The 22,449-nt window shown below is 33.1% G+C and carries 26 protein-coding genes; 16 read left to right on the forward strand and 10 right to left on the reverse strand.

The genetic code is table 11. From position 1 onward, the window contains the following. Positions 1-22 precede the first annotated feature (22 nt). Genes tsaD through B3L86_RS01915 form a run of 3 tightly spaced genes read left to right on the forward strand, consistent with a single transcriptional unit; the run spans position 23 to position 2,395 of the window. Positions 23-1,045 (forward strand): tRNA (adenosine(37)-N6)-threonylcarbamoyltransferase complex transferase subunit TsaD, encoded by a 1,023-nt coding sequence (gene tsaD / locus B3L86_RS01905; RefSeq protein ID WP_291114457.1) that lies wholly within the window; start codon positions 23-25, stop codon positions 1,043-1,045. Position 1,046: 1 nt separating this feature from the next. Continuing rightward, positions 1,047-1,754, forward strand: a complete 708-nt coding sequence (locus B3L86_RS01910) for a 16S rRNA (uracil(1498)-N(3))-methyltransferase (protein ID WP_291114460.1) — start codon at positions 1,047-1,049, stop codon at positions 1,752-1,754. A gap of 5 nt (positions 1,755-1,759) precedes the next feature. Further along, a complete protein-coding gene (locus B3L86_RS01915) occupies positions 1,760-2,395 on the forward strand; it encodes a DUF4159 domain-containing protein (protein WP_291114463.1) in 636 nt (211 codons plus the stop codon). A gap of 56 nt (positions 2,396-2,451) precedes the next feature. Here the strand turns inward: B3L86_RS01915 and rplI are convergent, their stop codons facing one another. From rplI to rpsF, 3 genes are all read right to left on the reverse strand, one after another. After that, positions 2,452-2,889, reverse strand: coding sequence for a 50S ribosomal protein L9 (rplI, locus tag B3L86_RS01920; RefSeq protein WP_188362594.1), 438 nt, complete (start codon positions 2,887-2,889; stop codon positions 2,452-2,454). A 62-nt stretch (positions 2,890-2,951) separates the two neighbouring features. Continuing rightward, the gene (rpsR, locus tag B3L86_RS01925) at positions 2,952-3,248 is read right to left on the reverse strand and encodes a 30S ribosomal protein S18 (protein ID WP_112087383.1); all 297 of its coding nucleotides are present in this window, start codon (positions 3,246-3,248) and stop codon (positions 2,952-2,954) included. A 5-nt stretch (positions 3,249-3,253) separates the two neighbouring features. Beyond that, positions 3,254-3,592: a 30S ribosomal protein S6 gene (gene rpsF, locus B3L86_RS01930; RefSeq protein WP_291114467.1), complete on the reverse strand. Its 339-nt coding sequence runs from the start codon at positions 3,590-3,592 to the stop codon at positions 3,254-3,256. Positions 3,593-3,760: 168 nt separating this feature from the next. Here rpsF and B3L86_RS01935 point away from each other — a divergent pair, with 168 nt between their 5' ends. Further along, positions 3,761-4,456 carry a LytR/AlgR family response regulator transcription factor gene (locus B3L86_RS01935; protein WP_291114569.1) on the forward strand — a complete coding sequence of 232 codons (696 nt, stop codon included), beginning with the start codon at positions 3,761-3,763 and terminating at the stop codon, positions 4,454-4,456. On the opposite strand, the gene priA is transcribed toward B3L86_RS01935, so the two are convergent. The 7 genes from priA to B3L86_RS01970 form a co-directional block, all read right to left on the reverse strand. Continuing rightward, a complete protein-coding gene (gene priA, locus B3L86_RS01940; RefSeq protein ID WP_291114470.1) occupies positions 4,453-6,903 on the reverse strand; it encodes a replication restart helicase PriA in 2,451 nt (816 codons plus the stop codon). The two genes, B3L86_RS01935 and priA, sit on opposite strands and share 4 nt — an antisense overlap. Before the next feature lie 38 nt (positions 6,904-6,941). Then, the gene (locus B3L86_RS01945) at positions 6,942-7,868 is read right to left on the reverse strand and encodes a YihY/virulence factor BrkB family protein (RefSeq protein WP_291114473.1); all 927 of its coding nucleotides are present in this window, start codon (positions 7,866-7,868) and stop codon (positions 6,942-6,944) included. 1 nt (position 7,869) lies between these two features. Then, complete coding sequence (gene nadC / locus B3L86_RS01950; protein ID WP_291114476.1) at positions 7,870-8,727, reverse strand: carboxylating nicotinate-nucleotide diphosphorylase; 858 nt, start codon at positions 8,725-8,727, stop codon at positions 7,870-7,872. Between the two features lie 110 nt (positions 8,728-8,837). Next, entirely contained in the window at positions 8,838-9,056 is a 219-nt protein-coding gene (locus B3L86_RS01955) for a YgaP family membrane protein (RefSeq protein WP_291114479.1), read from the reverse strand. 73 nt (positions 9,057-9,129) lie between these two features. After that, positions 9,130-9,444 (reverse strand): rhodanese-like domain-containing protein, encoded by a 315-nt coding sequence (locus B3L86_RS01960; protein WP_291114482.1) that lies wholly within the window; start codon positions 9,442-9,444, stop codon positions 9,130-9,132. Positions 9,445-9,571: 127 nt separating this feature from the next. Then, entirely contained in the window at positions 9,572-10,183 is a 612-nt protein-coding gene (locus tag B3L86_RS01965; protein WP_291114485.1) for a thioredoxin family protein, read from the reverse strand. A 6-nt stretch (positions 10,184-10,189) separates the two neighbouring features. Then, positions 10,190-10,723: a TlpA disulfide reductase family protein gene (locus B3L86_RS01970; protein ID WP_291114488.1), complete on the reverse strand. Its 534-nt coding sequence runs from the start codon at positions 10,721-10,723 to the stop codon at positions 10,190-10,192. A gap of 132 nt (positions 10,724-10,855) precedes the next feature. On the opposite strand from B3L86_RS01970, the gene B3L86_RS01975 reads away from it, so the two are divergent. The 12 genes from B3L86_RS01975 to B3L86_RS02030 all read left to right on the forward strand — a co-directional run bounded on the left by B3L86_RS01975 (position 10,856) and on the right by B3L86_RS02030 (position 22,323). Continuing rightward, entirely contained in the window at positions 10,856-11,311 is a 456-nt protein-coding gene (locus B3L86_RS01975) for a MarR family winged helix-turn-helix transcriptional regulator (protein WP_188362604.1), read from the forward strand. Between the two features lie 12 nt (positions 11,312-11,323). After that, entirely contained in the window at positions 11,324-11,956 is a 633-nt protein-coding gene (locus B3L86_RS01980) for an NAD(P)H-dependent oxidoreductase (RefSeq protein ID WP_291114493.1), read from the forward strand. Positions 11,957-11,980: 24 nt separating this feature from the next. Further along, positions 11,981-12,550, forward strand: a complete 570-nt coding sequence (locus B3L86_RS01985) for a YceI family protein (RefSeq protein WP_291114496.1) — start codon at positions 11,981-11,983, stop codon at positions 12,548-12,550. Positions 12,551-12,836: 286 nt separating this feature from the next. Beyond that, complete coding sequence (locus B3L86_RS01990) at positions 12,837-14,237, forward strand: anthranilate synthase component I family protein (protein WP_291114499.1); 1,401 nt, start codon at positions 12,837-12,839, stop codon at positions 14,235-14,237. 4 nt (positions 14,238-14,241) lie between these two features. Beyond that, complete coding sequence (locus B3L86_RS01995) at positions 14,242-14,808, forward strand: anthranilate synthase component II (protein ID WP_291114502.1); 567 nt, start codon at positions 14,242-14,244, stop codon at positions 14,806-14,808. Positions 14,809-14,887: 79 nt separating this feature from the next. After that, complete coding sequence (gene trpD / locus B3L86_RS02000) at positions 14,888-15,883, forward strand: anthranilate phosphoribosyltransferase (RefSeq protein ID WP_291114504.1); 996 nt, start codon at positions 14,888-14,890, stop codon at positions 15,881-15,883. Beyond that, the gene (gene trpC, locus B3L86_RS02005) at positions 15,880-16,665 is read left to right on the forward strand and encodes an indole-3-glycerol phosphate synthase TrpC (protein ID WP_291114507.1); all 786 of its coding nucleotides are present in this window, start codon (positions 15,880-15,882) and stop codon (positions 16,663-16,665) included. Before trpD ends, trpC begins: the two co-directional genes overlap by 4 nt. Then, positions 16,662-17,288, forward strand: coding sequence for a phosphoribosylanthranilate isomerase (locus B3L86_RS02010; RefSeq protein WP_291114510.1), 627 nt, complete (start codon positions 16,662-16,664; stop codon positions 17,286-17,288). The genes trpC and B3L86_RS02010 overlap by 4 nt, the downstream gene beginning before the upstream one ends. Further along, positions 17,285-18,469 carry a tryptophan synthase subunit beta gene (gene trpB / locus B3L86_RS02015; protein ID WP_291114513.1) on the forward strand — a complete coding sequence of 395 codons (1,185 nt, stop codon included), beginning with the start codon at positions 17,285-17,287 and terminating at the stop codon, positions 18,467-18,469. Before B3L86_RS02010 ends, trpB begins: the two co-directional genes overlap by 4 nt. A gap of 2 nt (positions 18,470-18,471) precedes the next feature. Further along, positions 18,472-19,233, forward strand: coding sequence for a tryptophan synthase subunit alpha (gene trpA / locus B3L86_RS02020; protein ID WP_291114516.1), 762 nt, complete (start codon positions 18,472-18,474; stop codon positions 19,231-19,233). Positions 19,234-19,469: 236 nt separating this feature from the next. Continuing rightward, a complete protein-coding gene (gene rplS, locus B3L86_RS02025; protein ID WP_291114519.1) occupies positions 19,470-19,820 on the forward strand; it encodes a 50S ribosomal protein L19 in 351 nt (116 codons plus the stop codon). Positions 19,821-20,100: 280 nt separating this feature from the next. Continuing rightward, positions 20,101-22,323 carry an NADP-dependent isocitrate dehydrogenase gene (locus B3L86_RS02030; protein WP_291114571.1) on the forward strand — a complete coding sequence of 741 codons (2,223 nt, stop codon included), beginning with the start codon at positions 20,101-20,103 and terminating at the stop codon, positions 22,321-22,323. Positions 22,324-22,449 lie beyond the last annotated feature (126 nt).

A 22,449-nucleotide genomic window follows, 5' to 3' on the forward strand; every position in this document is an offset into this window, starting at 1 on the left:
ATTCAAAATTCGTGCCCATCCTATGGCTAATGATTCCATTTTTATACTAGCAATTGAAAGTTCTTGTGACGATACTTCTGCAGCGGTTTTACAAAACGATAAAGTGCTGTCAAATGTTGTAGCTAATCAGTCTGTTCATGTAGCTTTTGGTGGTGTTGTACCGGAGCTTGCTTCAAGAGCTCATCAACAAAACATGATTCCTGTGGTTGACCAAGCTTTAAAAAAAGCAGGAATTCAAAAATCGCAATTAAGTGCAATCGCTTTTACTCAAGGCCCCGGATTAATGGGGTCGTTGTTGGTTGGAAGTTCGTTTGCAAAATCTTTAGCAATGGCTTTATCTATTCCGTTGATTGCTGTGCATCATATGCAAGGTCATATTTTAGCTCATTTTATTGATGAAGAGGGTTATGACAAACCCGAATTTCCATTTTTAGCATTAACCATTTCGGGCGGACACACTCAAATTATTAAAGTTACTGACTTTTTTTCCATGGAAATTATTGGTGAAACCACCGATGATGCAGTTGGTGAAGCTTTTGATAAATCAGCAAAGATACTTGGTTTGCCTTATCCCGGTGGTCCATTGGTTGATAAACACGCTCAATTAGGTAATCCAAAAGCATTTTCTTTTACAAAGCCTAAAGTGCCCGGATTGGACTTTAGTTTTTCAGGCTTGAAAACTCAAATTTTATATTTTATACAAAAAAAGGTAAAAGAGAATCCAAAATTCATTGAAGAAAATTTGAATGATATTTGTGCTTCCATTCAAAATGCCATAATTGAAATTGTTATGGAAAAATTAAAAATGGCTGTCGCACAAACTGAAATTAAACAAATTGCAATTGGTGGCGGTGTTTCTGCAAATTCAGGAATTAGAAAAACCATAAAAGAAGCAGAAAGCAAATATGGCTGGAAAACCTATATTCCAAAATTTGAATATACCACAGATAATGCTGCTATGATAGGAATTGTTGGATATTATAAATATCTTAACAAACAATTTGAAGAATTAAACGTAGTTTCGAAACCACGAATTGAGATATAAAATGCAATTATTTTATTTTCCTTCACTCACAGAACAAACAAAAAGTTTCTCTTTTTCAAAAGAAGAAAGCAAACACATTGTAAAAGTTCTTCGTAAAAAAGAAAACGATAATTTATTTGTTACTAATGGTTTAGGCTACTTGTTCTCAACTAAAATAGCAACTGCTTCAGAAAGCAAATGTACAGTTGATATTCTTTCGTTTGAAAAACAAGAGTCGCCTAAAATTCATTTACATCTGGCAGTTGCTCCAACAAAAATGAATGAACGGTATGAGTGGTTTTTAGAAAAAGTTACTGAAATTGGTGTTCAGGAAATTACCCCAATCATTTGTGACCATTCAGAGCGTAAGACTATCAAAATAGAACGTTTTGAAAAAATTTTACTTTCTGCCATGAAGCAATCTAATCAATATTTTTTGCCAAAATTAAATTCGCCTATTTCTTTTAAAGAATTTATAAAGCAAGAAAAAAATAGTCAAAAATTTATTGCACATTGTTATGAAGATGAAAAAATGGATTTCAAAAATAGTTTCAATTTAAAGGAAGACATTTTATTATTAATAGGTCCCGAAGGTGACTTTTCTTCAGAAGAAGTCATTTTAGCTATTCAAAATAATTTCAAACCTGTTTCACTAGGGAACACACGTCTAAGAACCGAAACAGCCGCCATTATAGGTTGTCATACAGTGGCAGTAATGCAATCAAATTAAAAAAAATGAAAAAATTAATATTCTTATTATTTGTAATTACATTTTCAAATGCTCAAGAAATTGCCTTATTAAAATATAATGGTGGTGGTGATTGGTATGCCAATCCTACTTCGCTACCCAATTTAATAAACTTTTGTAATGCTACTATCGGAACAAAAATAAGTACAAAACCTGCTACTGTTTCGCCGGGAAGTAGCGATATTTTTTCCTATCCGTTTGTACACATGACCGGACACGGAAACGTAGTTTTTAATGATCAAGAAGTGAAACAACTTCGAAATTATCTTACATCAGGAGGTTTTTTACATGTTGATGATAACTTTGGAATGGATCAATATATCAGACGAGAGATCAAAAAACTATTTCCTGAAACAGATTTAGTGGAATTACCTGCCAATCACGTTTTGTTTCAAAAACCATTTTCTTTTCCTAACGGAATTCCAAAGATTCATGAACACGACAACCAAAAACCACAAGCTTTCGGAATTTTTGTGAAAAACAGATTGGTTTTATTATATACTTATGAAACCGATTTAGGGGATGGTTGGGAAGACCGCGAAGTACACAATAATCCTGAGGAAGTTAGGCAAATTGCTTTAAAAATGGGTGCCAATATAATTGACTATATATTTAATAACTAATAAAAAAACCCTGCAAATTGCAGGGTTTGATATTTTATATTGAATAACTTAAATAATTACTCAGCTATAATTTCATAAGGTAATTCAAATACTACCGAACGGTGTAAACGTACTGTAGCAGCATATTTACCTGTTCTTTTAACAGTACCTGAAGTAATGAATTTTCTATCAATTGAATGACCCGCCTTTTCTAAAGCTTCAACAATATCCATATTAGTTACTGAACCAAATAGTTTTTCACCACCTGCTTTTGCAACAATTTTAATATCTAAAGCTTTTAACGCATCTGCTATCTTAGTAGCATCATCAATCACTTTTTGTTCTTTGTGTGCTTTTTGTTTTAAATTTTCAGCTAAAACTTTTTTAGCAGAAGGAGTTGCTAAAGCTGCAAATCCTTGAGGAATCAAAAAATTTCTTCCGTATCCTGGTTTTACAGAAACGATATCATCTTTGAAACCTAAATTTTGAACGTCTTGTTTTAAGATTAGTTCCATGTTGTTGTCCTTTTTTTATAGAAGTTAGCCCGCCAATGGCGAGGCAACAACTTAATTAATTATTATTTTAATAAATCCGCCACATATGGCATTAAAGCTAAATGTCTAGCTCTTTTAACAGCTACTGACACTTTTCTTTGGTATTTTAATGAAGTTCCTGTTAAACGTCTTGGTAAAATTTTACCTTGTTCGTTTACGAATTTCAATAAAAAGTCTGCATCTTTATAATCAATATATTTAATACCAGACTTTTTGAAACGACAATACTTTTTAGTTTTGTTCGTATCTATGTTCAAAGGAGTAAGATATCTGATATCTCCTTCTTTTTTTCCTTTAGCTGATTGCTCGATTGTTGACATAGTAATTACGCTTTAACTTTTAATTTTTCTCTTCTTCTCTCTGCCCAAGAAATAGCGTGTTTGTCAAGACTTACAGTCAAGAAACGCATAATTCTTTCGTCACGTCTAAACTCAGTTTCGAAACCAATAATGATTTCTCCTGGAGCTGTGAATTCAAATAAATGGTAAAAACCACTTTTTTTGTGTTGGATTTCATAAGCTAATTTTTTTAAGCCCCAATCCTCTTTTGATACCATCTTTGCTCCTCTAGAAGTAAGGTAATCTTCAAACTTACTCACTGTTTCCTTTATCTGTTGTTCAGATAAAACGGGATTCAAGATGAAAACAGTCTCATAATGATTCATAATAAATTATTTAAAATTGTTAAATTGGGTGCAAAAATAGTCTTTTTATTTTAAATGGCAATATTGGCAAGGTTTTTTTCGATGTAACGCAAAAAAATCGGAGAAATGCTTGTTTTTATCGATGAAATGCATTACGTTTGTTCCACCAAATCTATAATAATACGAATTATGAAACTAAATTGTGTCGTTGTTGATGATAGTTCTATCCAAAGAATGATCATTACCAAATTAGTTAATAACCACCAGAATCTCAATCTGGTCGGGGATTTTTCTAATGCTATTGAGGCAAAGAGTTGTATGTCGATTCACTCTGTTGACCTAATCTTTCTCGATATTGAGATGCCAATTATTAGTGGCTTTGATTTTCTTGATGGACTTAAAATGAAACCTCAGATTATTTTTATTACATCCAAAGCAGATTATGCAGTTAAAGCATTTGATTATGATGCAACAGATTACCTACAAAAACCTATTTCTGTTGAGCGTTTTGATGCCTCTGTAAAACGTGCTATGGACTTGTATCGTCTTCGAAATGAAGTTCATGACGAAGAAGGAGATTTTATTTTCATAAAAAGTAATTTGAAAAAATTGAAAATATTCACTTCAAAAATCAAATGGATTGAAGCTCATGGCGACTATGTTAAAGTAGTAACCGATGAAGACAGTAATTTGGTTCTTTCAACAATGAAATCTTTTGAACAAGATCTTGACAAAGAACGTTTTTTACGCGTACACAAATCCTACATTGTTAATGTTGAAAAAATCGAGCGTTTCAACAGCAAGTTTGCTGAGATTGGAGTTACTAAGATTCCTTTAAGCAGAAATAAAAAAGATGATTTGAAAAAAGCTTTAGCTATTGCTTAAGTAACATCTACATTTACAACAAGCTTTACCGATCTATATTGTGAGATAACATCAAAACTATTCAGTACTTTCTGGATAGTTTTTTTTGTGTTTTGTAGCGAAACTGATTCAGGAATTTTAATCATAATTGTTCTGATATATTCATTACGAATTTTACTGATTGCCGGTTCTTCAGGGCCCAAAACAGGCATTTGCAAGTGTTGGTTCAAAACCTGATATAACCATAGAGCACTTTCTTTTACCTTTTCATAATCTTTATGCCGCAAAGTAATTTTTACTAATTTATAAAAAGGCGGGTATTTGAAAATTTGTCTTTCATACAATTGTTCTTTATACATTCCTTTATAATCAGTATGAGTTACCTGTTGAATGGTGTTGTGATTAGGATTATAGGTTTGAATGACAACTTTACCTTTTTTTTCTGACCTTCCTGCTCTTCCTGAAACCTGGGACATCATTTGATAACTACGTTCAAAAGCTCTAAAATCAGGAAAATACAACATATTGTCCGCATTCAAAATACCAACCAAACTCACGTTGTCAAAATCCAATCCTTTGGCAAGCATTTGTGTTCCAACCAAAATATCAACTTCTCGATTTTGAAACTTATCAATGATTTTCTCATAGCCAAATTTTCCACGAGTGGTATCTTGATCCATTCGTTGAATCTTTTTATTGGGAAATAATGTGGCCAACTCCAACTCTATTTGTTCAGTTCCAAATCCTTTTGTAACTAAATCTACACTGGAACATTGATGACAATTGGTAGGTTTAGCAATAGAATGACCACAATAATGGCAACGCAATTGGTTTTTAAACTTATGATAGGTCAAACTCACATCGCAGTTCGGACATTGCGGCACGTGTCCGCAAGTGATACATTCTAATAAAGGAGCATATCCTCTTCTATTCTGAAAAAGTATAACTTGTTCGCCAAATGAAAGTGCACTTGTAATTTCCTCCAATAAAGTATCGCTAAAATGACCATTCATTCGCTTGCGGAAATATTTGTCTTTCAAATCAACTAAAAGAATTTCCGGCATTGGCACGTTATTGTAACGTTCAAATAGCTCTACCAATCCGTACTTATTATTTTGAGTGTTGTAATAGGTTTCTAAACTCGGTGTTGCAGAACCCAAAACCACTTTTGCCTGATGAAAATTAGCCAAAACAGTCACAGCATCTCGAGCATGATAACGTGGTGCCGGATCTACTTGTTTGAAATTTTGTTCGTGTTCTTCATCAACTATCACCAATCCCAGATTAGAAAAGGGCAAAAACATTGCGGATCGAGCTCCAATCACAACTTGGGCTTTTGGTGAGTATTCTAAAACTTGATTCCATACCTCCACCCTTTCATTGTTGCTGTATTTTGAATGAAAAACGGCTACTTTATTTCCGAAAAACTTTCGTAATCTTGAAAGTAATTGAGTTGTTAATGCTATTTCGGGTAACAAAAATAAAATTTGTTTGCCGGTTTCTAAGGATTCTTGAATCAGTTTGCTGTAAATTTCGGTTTTTCCACTTGATGTGACGCCGTGAAGTAAACAAATATCTTTTTGGATAAGTTGCGATTTAATTTCTAATAAAGTCTTCTGTTGAGCTTCACTTAAAATTAATTCGGAATCCATTGCATCTGTTTTAAAGTCTGTTCTGTCTTCAATCAAATGGTATTCTTCAAAAATTGCTTTATCAATCAAAACTTTCAGAACCGTTGAAGAAACTGAAGTAAATTCAAGTAATTGTTTTACTGAAATTGGTTTTTTTTCTACTGCTTGCAACTGAAAAAATCCCAACAATAATTCACTTTGCTTTTTAGCTTTTATGGTATTTAATAAATCACTTAAAGCTTCATTAGATGCATAATTTTCATGCATTCGAATGTATCGCACCTGTTTGGGTTTATATACTTCCTGAATTTCTTCCTGAAGCAACACTATGTTTTTATCGATTAATTTTTGAATAATTGGAAAAACATTCTTTTTGTTCAAAATTGCAATTACATCATTAATTTTTAAAGAACTTTGATGCTGAAGAGCTTCAAAAATAAGAAACTCATCATCAGATAGCGATAAATCATCTACGACTGTTTCTTGTTTTGCAGAGAGTATTGTTTCGCTTTCTAAAAGTAATGTTGACGGCATTGCCGCTCTAAAAACTTCGCCAATCGAGCACATATAATACGTTGCAATCCACTGCCAATGTTTCAATTGCCATTGGTTTACAACAGGTTTTTCGTCTAATATTTGATGGATTTCTTTAGCCTCATATAATGTTGGAGGATTTTGATGAAGTTCAAGTGCAATTGCTGTAAAGATTTTACTTTTGCCAAATGGAACAGCAATTCGCATTCCGGGCTGTATGAAATGAAACTCTGTTTCCGATACTAAATAGGTAAAGGTTTTGTTTAATGCTAATGGCAAAATGACTTCAACAAAGTAAGGCATAATTCTTTTTTTAAGGGCTGATACTATTTTTTTGTAGCTTAATCAAAAAGATTTTTTCGCTTCAATTTATTGATAGAAGCATTCAATTCAAATCCAAGTAACAAAATCATGCAGTTAATCCAGATATAAAACATCAAAATTAACAAGGTTCCGATGGATCCATAAAGTTCATTATATTTAGCAAATTTTACCACATAAATACCAAAAAAATAGGATGATAAAAGTATCAAAATTGTAGTAAAAACTGAACCAATACTTATAAAAGATATATTAGATGTTTCCTTTGCACCAAATTTGTATAATAATGAGGTTGTGATTAAAATCATAATTATAACAAATCCATAACGTGAAAGTTGAATTAAAGAAATATTTCCTTCAACAACTTCATGAAATTGAATACTTTGTATAAAAATTTCCGAGATTAAAATTGCTGCGACTGTGACAATTAACAATAATGAAAACAGCAATGACATGGCAAGAGCTATAAAATATTGACGCAAAAAACTTCTTGAAATGGTGATATGATACGACGTTTCAAAACCGCCCAAAATGGCATTGATTCCATTTGACATCAAAAAAATGGACAATATAAAACCCGAAGAAAGTAATCCTTGATAACTGTTATTTAAAATGTCGTCAATTATATTTTTAATTGCTTCATACGTGTTTGGTGGCACTCCGTCTTCAACAAATTTCAAAAAATCATCCTGAAATCCTTCAATTGGAATAAAAGGAATCAAATTTAAAATGAATAAAGCAAACGGAAATAAAGCCATGAAAAAACTAAAAGCAATAGCACCAGCACGATAGGAAAAGGCTCCTTTTATAATTCCTAAAAAATACAATTCCATTAAATCATAAAAAGACAAACCTTCTAACCACGGTAATTTTATCTTTTTAATAAAACGTACGATGTGTTTTAAAATCGGTATTTTATCAAGTTGTTCTTCAATTTCAATAGACATACTAGATTGCTTTTAAACTCAAATCCATATTATAAACTGAATGTGTTAAGGCTCCCGAAGAAATGTAATTCACACCACATTCAGCATAATTTCTAATGGTTTTTTCATTAATATTTCCCGAACTTTCAGTTAAACATTTGTTTCCGATTAGTTGCACCGCTTTTTTGGTCGTTTCAAAATCAAAATTATCCAACAAGATTCTATAAACACCTCCACTTTCAAGAATTTCTCCTACTTCTTCTAGGTTTCTTGCCTCTACGATTATTTTTAAATCCAGTTTGTTTTCTTTTAAATAGTCTTTTGTTTTTTGAATGGCTTCAGAAATTCCTCCCGCAAAATCATTGTGATTGTCTTTCAACATAATCATATCATATAAGGCAAATCGGTGATTTTCGCCTCCACCTATTTTTACTGCCCATTTTTCTGCCGCTCTAAAACCCGGAGTAGTTTTTCTTGTGTCCAAAACTTTTGTAGAAGTTCCTTTTAATAAGTCAACATACTTTTTGGTTTTTGTGGCAATGGCACTCATGCGTTGCATGGAATTCAGAACCAATCGCTCTGCTTTTAAAATGGATTGAGAACTCCCCGAAACATGAAAAACAACATCACCGTATTGCACTGTAGTTCCGTCATCAATAAATGTTTCAACATCCAAAGCCGGATCTACATATTGAAAAATCATTTTTGCAAATTCAACTCCTGCAATAATACCTTTGTCTTTAACTAATAATTTTGCTTTTCCGATTGCTGTTTTTGGAATACAAGCCAAAGAACTGTGATCACCTTCACCAATATCTTCCCGTATACCGTTTTTTATAATGAGTTCTAATTCGTTTTGAAATTGAGCTTCGCTGATCATAAAATGCTTTTTAATAGAATTGCTAAATTAGGAAATCGGAATGAATCTTTATGTTATTAATCCATAAAAAAACCACGCAAATACGTGGTTTTTCATAATCATTAAATCTTTTATTTCTTTTTCTTTACCTCACAGGTGCTTTTTCCTAAAACAGCATAAAGCGGACAAAATGTGGTGAAAGAAGTTATGATTAAAATAGCACTGACTCCTAGTATAATCCATTTTATTGTGGGATTTTCAGATAATGCTCCGGACATAAATAAGATAAGCAATATAATCCCAAACATGATTCTAACAAATCGATCGGTGTTGCCAATATTTTTTTTCATAATTAGTAAATAATTTGGTATTTGTTTTGCTAAAATTAAGAAAAAAAATATTCAATTCTTAAAAAATCATGATTTAGTTTGGATTGACAATTGGTCCTTCCCATTCTGAAATCCCTCCAATAAGGTTATAGGTTGTTGAAAATCCCAATTGTTGCATTATTTCACAGGCTTTTGCACTCCTGCTTCCGGCATGACAATACACATAATAGGATTTTGATTTATCCAATTCTTCCAACATATAGATAAAACCTTGACCTTTATAAATGTCAATGTTTATTGCGTTCGGAATAATGCCTCGCTCAAATTCTTCCGGAGTTCTAACGTCCAAAATAATAGCGTTATCATCGCTTTGGGCATCTACCCACCATTTTTCTTGTTGTAAATTCATTTTTTTAAAGGTGCTAAGAGTCTGAGGTTCTAAGGTTCTGAGGTTCTGACTACAAAGATAAAGAATAACTAACTTTTAAAAATTAAAACTTAGTCACTTAGAACCTTAGCCACTCAGTACCTGTTTTCTAAACTTTTATCGAACAACCAATAGCTTTTGTAGTTTTTACGCTTACTTCTTTATTGTCTAGCAAAGCATTTACTGCATTTTCAACATATTTTTCTTTAACAGCTGATTCGTCAGCGTGATTGTCATCAATAGCTCCAATATATTTTACTACATTTCCTTTATTGGTTTTTTCTAAAATATAAACATGAGGTGTTTTTGTAGCTCCATATTGTGGATAAATTTTTTGTCCTTCATCAAATAAATAAGGAAAAGTAAATCCTTTTTCTTTGGCTCGAACTTGCATTTTTTCAAAACTGTCTTCTTTTTGTTTTTCAGGGTTGTTAGGGTTTATAGCAATCACAGGATAGCCTAATTTTTTGTATTTTTTATCTAATGCTATAATTCGATCTTCATATGCTACTGCATACGGGCAATGATTACAAGTGAAAATCACGATACAACCTTTGGCATCTTTCATGTCTCGCAAAGAAACTGTTTGATTATCAATATTTTTTAAAGTGAAATCTGTAGCAATGGAACCAATTTCATATCCTTTCTCAGAAGTTACCAAAGTAAACGAAGCTGCCACAACAGCCACAATAAACATTAAAGCTAGTTTTAATTTTTTCATAGTTTTTTAATTTAATAAGGATTTAATTTCGTTTTCTAATTCCGTTTCAGTAAATGCTTTTTCAAAAAACTTTCGTTTTTCATTTCTATAAATAATTGTAGCAGGAATGGCTCCTGACCAATCTTTGCTGACTTTTTCTATCCAACTGTTTGCGTCAGGATCGTTTAACAAAACTACTTCTGCTTGTAAATCCTTTCTTTTGATAAATGGAATAACCCTACTCTCTGCCATTTTTGGAAAATCCAAACTCACTAAAATCATTTTAAATTTTCCGTCTTTGTATTTTTGATTCAATTTTTCAAAATGAGGCAATTCTTCAACACACGGCAAACACCAAGTTGCCCAAAAATTGACAACATAAGTAGTGTCATTCTTTTGATGAAACAAATGTTCAATACCACTATAAGTATAAGAGTTTAATTTGATTCCTTCTTTTTCATAAGTAAGTAATGGTTTACTCACGCCCTTTTGAGCTGAAACCAAGATTGTAAGTAGTAATGTTACTAACAGCACTATAAACTTATAAAAATTGAGTATCATGAAGTATAAATTTCTATAAAAATAAGTAGTAAAATTTCACAACAATAAATCTTTAACAAAAATTTAATAGACATTTGTATATACAATTAAAATATTATCATACATTTGTACCTACAAATTTTGTAATTACAAATGAAGATAGAAGAAATCATAAAATCTAATTCTGCACTTTCGATTGAAAAACGAACTGTGTTAAATATTATGTATTCACAAAATGTAATTGCAGATAAATTCAATGAACTTTTGAAATCATCCGATTTGTCTTCAGAACAATTTAATGTTTTGCGAATTTTAAGAGGTCAAAAAGGAAAACCTGCAAACATGTGTGTCATTCAAGAACGCATGATTGCAAAAACCAGCAACACTACCCGATTGGTTGATAAATTACTTTTGAAAGGATTAGTTATTCGAGAAGTTTGCGAAGTGAATCGTCGTAAAATGGAAATCACTATTACTGAAAAAGGACTACAACTTTTATCAGAATTAGATCCAAAAATTGAAGCTCATGAAAATTTGTTTGCAAAAAATTTGACTTCAACTGAATTAGAAAATTTGAACATATTATTAGAAAAATACAGAACTTTATAACCAAAAATTGCTATGAATAATTTTATAGAAAGCCAAAAATGGCGTTATGCTACCAAAAAATTTGATGCTACCAAAAAAATTTCTCAACAAGATTTCGAAACCTTAAAAGAGGCAATTCAATTGAGTACATCCTCTTATGGATTACAGCCTTACCGAATTTTTATTATTGAAAACCCGGAACTTAGAGCACAACTTCAACCACTAGCTTGGGGTCAATCTCAAATTGTTGATGCTTCAGAAGTGTTAGTTTTCGCAAATATTACTAACTTTGGAGAAGCCGAAATTGATAATTATATCGCTAATTTAGCCAATACAAGAGGTATTCCCGTTGAAAGTGTAAAAGGTTATGCAGACTTTATGAAGATGAAAATCAACGAATTGCCTGTTGAAAACAGAAATAATTGGACATCAAAACAAACCTATTTAGCCCTAGGAAATTTATTAAATGCTGCTGCCGAATTAAAAATTGATGTAACACCAATGGAAGGTTTTGAACCTGAAAAAGTTAATGAACTTTTAGGTTTCAATGAAATGGGCTTAAATGCTTCTTTGATTGCAACTATTGGATACAGACACAACGAAGACGCAACACAACATTACAATAAAGTAAGAAAACCAAAAGAAGAATTATTCACAACATTATAAATTATAACTAAAATTAAATAAACAATGAAAAATTTAAAAACTATCGCAATTGTATTAGTGGCTGTATTTTCTACTGCTTCAGTAGTTGCACAAAACAAAAAAATCAACGTTGAGAAAAGTAAAATCGAATGGGTTGGTAAAAAAGTAACCGGAGCTCACAATGGCACCATTAATTTCAACTCAGGAACTTTGGTATTTGACGGAAAAAAATTAAAAGGTGGTTCTTTTGAGGTAAACATGAACTCAATAACTGTTTTAGATTTAGAAGCCGGAAAAGGAAAAGAAAAGTTAGAAGGTCATTTAAAAGCTGATGATTTCTTTGGTGTTGATAAACATTCAACAGCAAAACTAGACTTTAAAAAAATTGCTGACCAAGGAAATGGTACTTATACCATAACTGCTGATCTTACTATCAAAAATATCACACAACCAATTACTTTTGAATTAGCTGTTACTGATGAAAGAGTTAGAACTTCATTCATGGTAGATAGAACAAAATATGATATAAAATATGGATCTGGAAGTTTCTTTGACAATTTAGGAGATAAAGCTATCAATGACAATTTTGAATTGACTGTTACTTTGTTTTTCTAAAAAACACATGGGAAAAATTGCTAAATCCTGATGCGAAAGTGTCAGGATTTTTTTTGCTTAAACAAATCACAAAAAGCAATAATTTTAAAATATTCGTTTGGATATTCCAATTACATCCCTACATTTGTAATTCAAAATAAAACATGAACACATTTTTAAATACAGCTTGGTGGTGGAACAACTTACGTCAGTCGTCGTGAGCTAGCTACCTATAGTTATATTTTTCCAAATATTCAAAAGGGCTTGTCAAACACGACAAGCCCTTTTTCTTTTTAATTCAATAAATATGAAGCAATACAAATTAAATACTACGCATAAATCGGTTTTAGCCGACACCATCACACCGGTGAGTGTTTACTTAAAAATTCGGGATAAGTTTCCTAACAGTATATTATTAGAAAGTTCCGATTATCACACCAGCGACAATAGTTTATCCTATATATGTTGTAATCCAATTGCGAGTTTTAAGGTTGAAAATAATGTGATAACAAGGCATTTTCCAGATGGAAACACAGAAAACACTGCCATAAAAAATGAAACTTCGGTTGTTACTGAAATTTCCAATTTCATGCTAAAATTTTCCACAAATGGTCCGAATTTAAAATTTGCTTATAACGGATTATTTGGATTTACCAGCTACGAAGCCATTCGTTATTTTGAAAAAATTGAAATTTCAAAAAAAGATGATTCCATTGAAATTCCTGAAATGTATTATGCCATTTACCAAAACGTTATCGCTATCAATCATTTTAACAACGAAGCCTATCTTTTTTGCCACAGCATTTCAGACTATTCTAATATTGATGAAATGGAGCAATTGCTTCAAGTAAAAAATTTCGCCTCTTTTTCCTTTTCAAAAGTGGGAGAAACGATTTCTAATTTAACGGATGAAGATTTCAAAGATCACGTCACTTTAGCCAAAAAACATTGTCATCGTGGTGATGTTTTTCAGTTAGTTTTATCCCGAAGATTTTCGCAAGAATTTAAAGGCGATGAATTTAATGTGTATCGTGCTCTTAGAAATATCAACCCTTCACCCTATTTATTCTATTTTGATTATGGTGATTTTAAACTTTTTGGATCATCGCCCGAAGCACATTTGATTGTCAAAAACCGTGAAGCCGAAATTCATCCCATCGCCGGAACATTCAAAAGAACAGGAAATGATGAAAGCGATGCCATTCGAGCCAAAAAATTAGCCGAAGATGTCAAAGAAAATAGTGAACACGTTATGTTAGTAGATTTGGCGAGAAACGATTTAAGTCGAAATTGCAATCAAGTGAAAATAGCAAAATATAAAGAAATTCAGTTCTTTTCACATGTTATTCACTTGGTTTCAAAAGTCATTGGAAAGCTAAAACCGGAAGCCAAAACGATGGATTTAGTGGCTTCAACGTTTCCCGCAGGAACTTTAACCGGAGCTCCAAAACATAAAGCGATGCAACTAATCGAAAAAATTGAAAACACGAACCGAAGTTTTTACGGTGGAGCCATTGGTTTTATGGATTTTAGTGGTAATTTCAATCACGCAATTTTGATTCGAACGTTTTTGAGTAAAAACCATTATTTGCACTACCAAGCCGGAGCCGGAATTGTGGAAAATTCCTCAGAAGAAAGTGAATTGCAAGAAGTATTTAACAAGTTAAACGCATTAAACAAAGCCTTAGAAATGGCAGAAAAAATATAATTCGATGAAAAAAATTATCATTATCGACAATTACGATAGTTTTACCTATAATTTGGTTCACTATTTAGAGGATTTGAATGCAGAAGTTACCGTTTTTAGAAACGATGAATTTGAGTTGAATGAATTAGAAAAATTCGACAAAATTCTACTTTCGCCCGGCCCAGGAATTCCCGAAGAAGCCGGTTTGTTGCTGGATGTCATCAAAAAATATGCTTCAACCAAAAGCATTCTCGGCATTTGTTTGGGTCAACAAGCCATTGGTGAAGTTTTTGGCGGAAGCTTAATTAACTTAGAAAAAGTCTATCATGGTGTTTCATCTAAAGTAAAAATACAGAAAGAAGATAGTCTTTTTAACGATTTGCCGACTGAATTTGAAGTCGGTCGCTACCATTCCTGGGTCATTAATCCCAATGATTTTCCGGAAGATTTAGAAATCACTTCCGTGGATGAAAACGGCGAAATTATGTCAATCCGACACAAAACATTGGATGTAAAAGGGGTTCAATACCATCCGGAAAGCATTTTAACGCCTTATGGTAAGAAGATTTTAGAGAACTGGTTGGAAAGTTAATCTGTTGTCGGATGTCGGTTGTCTTTTTTCCGATGACTGATCTAAATTTATAATCCATTTTCACTAATTAAAAACTAAAATGAAAAACATACTCAATCACTTAATCAATCACAAAACGCTGACGAAAGAAGAAGCTAAAAATGTGTTGATTAACCTTTCTTCCGGACAATACAATGCTAGTCAAATGGCGGTATTTATGACGGTTTATATGATGCGAAGCATTACCATCGAAGAGTTAACCGGATTTCGTGAAGCGTTGTTAGAACTTTGCATCCCAATCGATTTTTCAAACTACGAAACCATTGATTTATGCGGAACCGGCGGCGATGGAAAGGACACATTCAACATTTCAACTTTAGCTTCTTTTGTGGTTGCCGGAGGGGGAATTAAAGTCGCAAAGCACGGAAATTATGGGGTTTCATCTATTTCTGGATCAAGTAATGTGATGGAAAATTTGGGTGTAAAATTCAGTAATCAGCAGGAATATTTGGAAAAATGTTTAGAGGAAGCCAATATTGCCATCCTTCACGCTCCGTTATTTCATCCGGCCATGAAAAATGTGGGACCTATTCGAAAAGAATTAGGCGTGAAAACCTTTTTTAATATGCTTGGTCCAATGGTAAATCCATCATTTCCCAAAAATCAGTTAGTTGGTGTTTTTAGTTTGGAATTGGCTCGGATGTATGCTTATTTGTATCAAAATACGACAACCAATTTTTCTATTTTATACGATCTAGAAGGTTTTGACGAAGTCTCGCTAACCGGTAATGTCAAGATCATTTCAAATACATCTGAAAAAATCCTAAAACCAGAAGATTTCAACACAAAATCAGTCACTTTACATCAAATTAAAGGTGGTGAAACCGTTGAAGAAGCAGCGGAAATTTTCATGAGAATTCTTTCCGGAAACGGAACGCAGATGCAAAATGAGGTGGTTTTTGCGAATGCAGCTTTGGCCATTTCGATGATGAAAAAAATAGCAATTGATGACAGTTTAGAAATCGCTAAAGAAAGTTTGTTGAGCGGAAAAGCTCTTGAAAAATTAAAAATACTTCAAAATTTGAGTCGCTCATGACTATTTTAGATCAAATAATCGTTTCTAAAAAGAAAGAAGTAGCGTTAAAAAAATCGATTATTCCAATAAAACAATTGGAACAATCGTTTTTATTTGAACGAAAAACGAATTCATTGGTTCATCATTTATCCAATAGTTCGAGAGGAATAATAGCTGAACACAAACGCAGATCGCCATCCAAATCTGTAATTAACCAATCACATTCCGTAGAAGATATAGTGAAAAGTTATGAAAATGGTGGTGCTTCCGGAATTTCTGTACTTACTGACGGCCAGTATTTTGGCGGTTCATTGGAGGATTTAATCCTTGCAAGAGCTACAATGAATTTACCACTTCTACGAAAAGATTTTATGGTAGATGAATACCAAATCATTGAAGCCAAAGCGTTTGGAGCCGATGTAATTTTATTAATTGCAGCGGTTTTAACTCGAGATGAAATCAAAACATTATCGGAATTAGCCCAATCATTGCACATAGAAGTTCTATTAGAAATTCACAACCAACAAGAACTCGAAAAATCAGTGATGCCGACTTTAGATTTGATTGGTGTAAACAACCGAAATTTGAAAACATTTGATGTAAATTTAGAATACAGCAGGCAATTGGCAGAACATATTCCATCAGAATTCATTAAAATTTCAGAAAGCGGAATTGATTCGGTTGAAGCAATTTTAGAATTAAAAGAATACGGATTTAAAGGGTTTTTAATGGGGGAATATTTTATGAAAAGTAAAAATCCTGAAAATGAGATGAAAGAATTTATTAAAAACATGAAACTATGAAACTAAAAATTTGCGGCATGAATGATCAGAAGAATACCAATTCCATCTGTGAATTGCAACCTGACTTTTTGGGATTTATTTTTTGGAAAGATTCCATACGTTTTTGCGAAGACATCATTGAAAATATTCCGGACGATATTTTAAAAGTCGGAGTTTTTGTTAATGCTGATTACTATGAGATTGTTGATAAAGTTATTGCACATAACCTAAATTTTGTGCAATTACACGGCAATGAATCACCTGATTTTTGTAACGAAATTAGAAAAACAAATGTTAAAGTAATAAAATCAATAACTATAAGTAATGATTTTAATTTCAATGAATTAAATTACAACAAAGACTGTATTGATTATTATATTTTTGATACAAAAGGTGAACTTCCCGGCGGCAACGGAATAACGTTTAATTGGGAAATTTTAAACGATTATAACGAAGATATTCCATTCTTTTTAAGTGGCGGTATAAGCTTAGACGAATGGCCTGACCTGGAAAAATTTCTTCAATCTAAAGCCGCAAAAAACTGTTTTGCTATTGATATCAATAGTCAATTCGAAGAAGAACCCGGCATTAAAAACAAACAAAAAATTAAAGAGTTTCAAGAAAAATTAAATCAATTGCGATGAATTATCAAGTAGATGAAAAAGGATTTTATGGCGAATTTGGCGGAGCGTTCATTCCGGAAATGCTCTATCCGAACATTGAAGAACTTCGTTTGAATTACCTAAAAATAACAGCAGAACCGAGTTTTAAGAAAGAATTTATGGAGTTGTTAGTGGATTATGTGGGGCGACCTACTCCTCTTTATTTCGCCAAACGTTTATCGAAAAAATACAATACCAAAATCTATTTAAAAAGAGAAGATTTATGTCACACCGGAGCTCATAAAATCAACAATACCATTGGTCAAATACTGATTGCCAAACGATTAGGCAAAACCAGAATCATTGCTGAAACAGGAGCAGGTCAACACGGGGTGGCGACTGCAACAGTTTGTGCCTTAATGGGTTTGGAATGTGTGGTTTATATGGGCGAAGTCGATATCAAACGGCAAGCTCCCAATGTGGCTCGAATGAAAATGTTGGGTGCTGAAGTCAGACCCGCCACTTCAGGTTCAAAAACCCTCAAAGATGCCACCAATGAAGCGATTCGCGATTGGATTAACAATCCCGAAAACACCTATTACATCATTGGTTCAGTGGTGGGACCTCATCCCTATCCTGATATGGTTGCCCGTTTTCAAGCTGTTATTTCTGAAGAAATCAAAGCTCAATTAGAGGAAAAAGAAGGAACAGAATTTCCTGATTATGTAATTGCATGTGTCGGTGGCGGAAGCAACGCTGCCGGAGCTTTTTACCATTTTTTGGAAGATGAAAATGTCAACCTAATTGCGGTGGAAGCGGCTGGAAAAGGAGTTGAATCCGGAGAAAGTGCGGCGACATCCATTTTAGGAAAAATCGGCATCATTCACGGAAGTAAAACGCTTTTAATGCAATCGTCAGACGGACAAATTACAGAGCCTTACTCGATTTCTGCCGGTTTGGATTATCCGGGAGTTGGCCCGCTACATTCGCATTTACATCAAACCAATCGAGTGGAATTTATAGCGATAACCGATAAAGAAGCCATGCAGTCCGGTTGGGAAGTATCGCAAACAGAAGGTATCATTCCAGCGATTGAAACGGCTCATGCCTTTTCGGTTTTAGATAAAAAACAGTTTAAACCTACTGATATTGTGGTAATTAATCTTTCCGGTCGCGGTGATAAAGATTTGAGTACCTACATTGATTATTTTAATCTACACTAGAAATGAATCGAATAAATAAAAAATTGCAAGAAGACAAAAAACTGTTATCCATTTATTTTACAGCAGGTTATCCGAATTTAAATGATACTAAAGTAATCATAACTGAATTGGAAAAAAGTGGTGTCGATATGATTGAAATCGGATTGCCATTTAGTGATCCGTTAGCCGATGGACCAACCATACAAGCGAGTTCTTCACAAGCGTTGCAAAACGGAATGACAACTGAACTTTTGTTTCAACAACTAACAAACATTCGCGAAAGCGTTGAAATTCCGTTGATTATTATGGGTTATTTTAATCCGATGATGCAATTTGGCGTGGAAAAGTTCTGTCAAAAATGCCAAGAAGTGGGTGTTGACGGCTTGATTATTCCGGATTTGCCTTTAGAAATCTATGAATCGGAGTACAAAGAACTGTTTGAAAAGTATGACTTAAAGAACATTTTTTTAATTACACCACAAACTTCCGAAGAACGAATTTTAAAAATTGATGCCATTTCAGACAGTTTTATCTATCTAGTTAGTTCATCAACTGTCACCGGAAATCAATCCGGATTTAATGAAGTTCAAGAAAACTATTTTGAACGAATTGCATCTTTGAAATTAAAAAACCCTCAAATCATTGGCTTTGGAATTTCAAACAAGACTACCTTTCAACAAGCAACCAAACATCAGAAAGGAGCTATTATTGGAAGCAGTTTTATCAATTTTATTAATGACAATGCTGCATCAAATATCTCAAATTATATCAATATTTTTTTTTAATCAAACTATTTCAATAGTATTCATTCACCAAAAAGCAAAATGAAACTACAAGTTTTTTAGATAATTTTCAATCCTTTTTAATAATTAAAAAACACGACCCTAAATATTTTGATTAAAAAAACTACCTATTTAATGTTGATTTCAAAATAAATTGTAAATTTGCACCCACAATTGGACCAACCTCTGACGAAAATCGTGTACGTTGTTCTGATAATCACTATTTTAACTTAATTGTTATGGCAGATTTAATGAAATTCGTTCAAGACGAATTTGTTACAAAAAAAGACTTTCCGGAATTCGGAGCTGGTGATACTATCACTGTTTATTATGAAATTAAAGAGGGTGAAAAAACAAGAACACAGTTCTTCAAAGGAGTTGTAATCCAAAGAAGAGGTTCTGGTGCAACTGAAACCTTTACAATCCGTAAAATGTCAGGTGCTGTTGGAGTGGAAAGAATTTTCCCGGTTAACATGCCTGCTCTTCAAAAAATTGAATTGAACCAAAGAGGTAAAGTTAGAAGAGCTCGTATTTTCTACTTCAGAGACCTTACTGGTAAAAAAGCAAAAATCAAAGAAAGAAGAAGATAATCAACTTTCTACTCATAAAAAGTCCCGTTCTGAAATTCAGAGCGGGATTTTTTTATTTGGTTCTTCAAATAATAAAACCAAATTCTCATCAAATATTTTTAAGTATTGTCAAAAATCAATGCTTAAATTATTAAATTACTATTTTAAAATGATTTGATTGACATATCTACAATTCAATCGATTTCGTGAATGCATAGTTTATAAAATAGTTATGATTTTCTTATCTTTGTAATCCTGATTTTTTCAGAATAGCTTACAAAACAAAAACAAACAAACACACATCATGTCAAAATCCAAGATTATTTATACAATTACGGATGAAGCTCCTATGCTTGCCACTCATTCCTTATTACCAATTGTTAAAGCCTTTACTGCTCCTGCAAATATTTCAGTAGAAACCAGAGACATCTCTTTAGCAGGAAGAATCATAGCCAATTTTGCTGACTATTTAAAAGAAGACCAACGCATCAATAATGATTTATTAGAATTAGGTCAATTGGCAACCACTCCGGAAGCTAATATCATCAAACTACCTAACATATCTGCTTCTGTTCCTCAATTAAAAGAAGCAATTATAGAACTACAAAAATTAGGATATGCCATTCCTGATTTTGTTGAAAATCCACAAACCGAAGAAGAAAAAATCATCAAAGCTAAATTTGCAAAAGTTTTAGGTTCTGCTGTTAATCCTGTTTTACGTGAAGGAAACTCTGATCGTCGTGCACCAAAAGCTGTTAAAAATTACGCTCGTAAACATCCTCACAGTATGGGAGCCTGGAGTAGCGATTCCAAAACACATGTGGCTCACATGAATGAAGGTGACTTTTATGGAAGCGAACAATCAGTAGCAATCCTAGAAGCGGGAACATTTAAAATTGTTTTTGAAGCAAAAGACGGTTCAACTAAAACTTTAAAAGATTCTACGCCTTTAAAAGCTGGTGAAATTATTGACAGTTCTGTGATGAACATCAATGCTTTGAAAAAATTCATTTCAAATGAAATTGAAGATGCCAAAGCAAAAGGCGTTTTGTTTTCCGTGCATTTAAAAGCAACCATGATGAAAGTTTCCGATCCAATTATTTTTGGAGCTATTGTGGATGTTTTCTTTGCAGCTGTTTTTGAAAAATATGCCGATTTGTTTAAAGAACTAGGTGTAAACACTAAAAATGGTTTAGGTGATGTGTATGATAAAATTTCCGGTCATCCAAAACAAGCCGAAGTGGAAGCTGCTTTAACGGAAGCTATGGCAAAAGGACCGGCTATTGCAATGGTAAATTCTGATAAAGGAATTACCAACCTTCACGTTCCTTCCGACGTGATTGTAGATGCTTCAATGCCGGCAATGATTCGAACTTCAGGACAAATGTGGAATGCCGCAGGAAAACCTCAAGATACTAAAGCGATTATTCCGGATAGATGTTATGCCGGAGTTTATACCGCTACGATTGATTTTTGTAAAAAAAACGGAGCTTTTGATCCAAAAACCATGGGAAGTGTTCCTAACGTTGGTTTGATGGCTCAAGCTGCGGAAGAATATGGTTCACACGATAAAACCTTTCAAATGGATGAGTATGGAACTGTAAAAGTGATCAATGGTGAAGGTGCTGTGTTGATGCAACAAGCCGTTGAAAAAGGCGATATTTTCAGAATGTGTCAAGTGAAAGATGCTCCTATTCAAGATTGGGTGAAATTAGCCGTAAACCGTGCAAGATTATCCAACACGCCTGCTGTTTTTTGGTTGGATGAAAACAGAGCTCACGACAGACAAATTGTTGAAAAAGTAAATTCATATTTAAAAAACCACGACACAAGCGGATTAGACATTCGAATTTTAAATCCGGTTGATGCGACTACTTTTACCTTAGAAAGAATCATCAAAGGATTAGACACCATATCTGTTACCGGAAACGTGTTACGTGATTACCTAACCGATTTGTTTCCGATTTTGGAAGTAGGCACTTCAGCTAAAATGTTATCTATCGTTCCGCTTATGAATGGCGGTGGCTTATTTGAAACCGGTGCCGGTGGATCTGCTCCAAAGCACGTAGAACAATTTATCGAAGAAGGCTATTTGCGTTGGGATTCATTGGGTGAATTTTTAGCTCTTGGCGTTTCTCTAGAACATTTAGGGCAGTCGTTGAATAATGCAAAAGCATTGGTTCTTTCAGAAACATTAGATTTGGCTACCGAAAAATTCTTAGAAACCGATAAATCGCCTGCCCGAAAAGTAGGTCAGATTGATAATAGAGGTTCGCATTTTTATTTAGCTCTATATTGGTCTCAAGCGTTGACTGAACAAAATAAAGATGCTGAGTTAAAAACGCTCTTCACTCCTATTGCCAAAGAATTAACTGAAAATGAAGCTAAAATCAATGAAGAATTAATTGGTTCGCAAGGCAAAAAACAAGAAATCGGTGGTTATTATAAACCTGATTTTAAATTATTAGAAAAAGCGATGCGTCCGAGTGAGACTTTAAATGCTGTTTTAGCGAAGTTGAATTAAAAAATAAAATTTCTTTTCAAAAAAAGAGACTTTCAAAAAGATTGTCTCTTTTTTTATTAACCCTACTTTAACAACTGATGTATAAATTTTCTGAAAAAAATTTGTCAATTTTGTTAAAAATAAAAG

The sequence above is a fragment of the Flavobacterium sp. UBA6135 genome, assembly GCF_002428305.1.
Lineage (GTDB): Bacteria > Bacteroidota > Bacteroidia > Flavobacteriales > Flavobacteriaceae > Flavobacterium.

What these genes read in the sequence shown, in the direction of transcription:
- tsaD (WP_291114457.1), top strand. Translation starts at nt 23, where the DNA reads ATGGCTAATGATTCCATTTTTATACTAGCAATTGAAAGTTCTTGTGAC.
- B3L86_RS01910 (WP_291114460.1), top strand. Translation starts at nt 1,047, where the DNA reads ATGCAATTATTTTATTTTCCTTCACTCACAGAACAAACAAAAAGTTTC.
- B3L86_RS01915 (WP_291114463.1), top strand. Translation starts at nt 1,760, where the DNA reads ATGAAAAAATTAATATTCTTATTATTTGTAATTACATTTTCAAATGCT.
- rplI (WP_188362594.1), bottom strand. Translation starts at nt 2,889, where the DNA reads ATGGAACTAATCTTAAAACAAGACGTTCAAAATTTAGGTTTCAAAGAT.
- rpsR (WP_112087383.1), bottom strand. Translation starts at nt 3,248, where the DNA reads ATGTCAACAATCGAGCAATCAGCTAAAGGAAAAAAAGAAGGAGATATC.
- rpsF (WP_291114467.1), bottom strand. Translation starts at nt 3,592, where the DNA reads ATGAATCATTATGAGACTGTTTTCATCTTGAATCCCGTTTTATCTGAA.
- B3L86_RS01935 (WP_291114569.1), top strand. Translation starts at nt 3,761, where the DNA reads ATGAAACTAAATTGTGTCGTTGTTGATGATAGTTCTATCCAAAGAATG.
- priA (WP_291114470.1), bottom strand. Translation starts at nt 6,903, where the DNA reads ATGCCTTACTTTGTTGAAGTCATTTTGCCATTAGCATTAAACAAAACC.
- B3L86_RS01945 (WP_291114473.1), bottom strand. Translation starts at nt 7,868, where the DNA reads ATGTCTATTGAAATTGAAGAACAACTTGATAAAATACCGATTTTAAAA.
- nadC (WP_291114476.1), bottom strand. Translation starts at nt 8,727, where the DNA reads ATGATCAGCGAAGCTCAATTTCAAAACGAATTAGAACTCATTATAAAA.
- B3L86_RS01955 (WP_291114479.1), bottom strand. Translation starts at nt 9,056, where the DNA reads ATGAAAAAAAATATTGGCAACACCGATCGATTTGTTAGAATCATGTTT.
- B3L86_RS01960 (WP_291114482.1), bottom strand. Translation starts at nt 9,444, where the DNA reads ATGAATTTACAACAAGAAAAATGGTGGGTAGATGCCCAAAGCGATGAT.
- B3L86_RS01965 (WP_291114485.1), bottom strand. Translation starts at nt 10,183, where the DNA reads ATGAAAAAATTAAAACTAGCTTTAATGTTTATTGTGGCTGTTGTGGCA.
- B3L86_RS01970 (WP_291114488.1), bottom strand. Translation starts at nt 10,723, where the DNA reads ATGATACTCAATTTTTATAAGTTTATAGTGCTGTTAGTAACATTACTA.
- B3L86_RS01975 (WP_188362604.1), top strand. Translation starts at nt 10,856, where the DNA reads ATGAAGATAGAAGAAATCATAAAATCTAATTCTGCACTTTCGATTGAA.
- B3L86_RS01980 (WP_291114493.1), top strand. Translation starts at nt 11,324, where the DNA reads ATGAATAATTTTATAGAAAGCCAAAAATGGCGTTATGCTACCAAAAAA.
- B3L86_RS01985 (WP_291114496.1), top strand. Translation starts at nt 11,981, where the DNA reads ATGAAAAATTTAAAAACTATCGCAATTGTATTAGTGGCTGTATTTTCT.
- B3L86_RS01990 (WP_291114499.1), top strand. Translation starts at nt 12,837, where the DNA reads ATGAAGCAATACAAATTAAATACTACGCATAAATCGGTTTTAGCCGAC.
- B3L86_RS01995 (WP_291114502.1), top strand. Translation starts at nt 14,242, where the DNA reads ATGAAAAAAATTATCATTATCGACAATTACGATAGTTTTACCTATAAT.
- trpD (WP_291114504.1), top strand. Translation starts at nt 14,888, where the DNA reads ATGAAAAACATACTCAATCACTTAATCAATCACAAAACGCTGACGAAA.
- trpC (WP_291114507.1), top strand. Translation starts at nt 15,880, where the DNA reads ATGACTATTTTAGATCAAATAATCGTTTCTAAAAAGAAAGAAGTAGCG.
- B3L86_RS02010 (WP_291114510.1), top strand. Translation starts at nt 16,662, where the DNA reads ATGAAACTAAAAATTTGCGGCATGAATGATCAGAAGAATACCAATTCC.
- trpB (WP_291114513.1), top strand. Translation starts at nt 17,285, where the DNA reads ATGAATTATCAAGTAGATGAAAAAGGATTTTATGGCGAATTTGGCGGA.
- trpA (WP_291114516.1), top strand. Translation starts at nt 18,472, where the DNA reads ATGAATCGAATAAATAAAAAATTGCAAGAAGACAAAAAACTGTTATCC.
- rplS (WP_291114519.1), top strand. Translation starts at nt 19,470, where the DNA reads ATGGCAGATTTAATGAAATTCGTTCAAGACGAATTTGTTACAAAAAAA.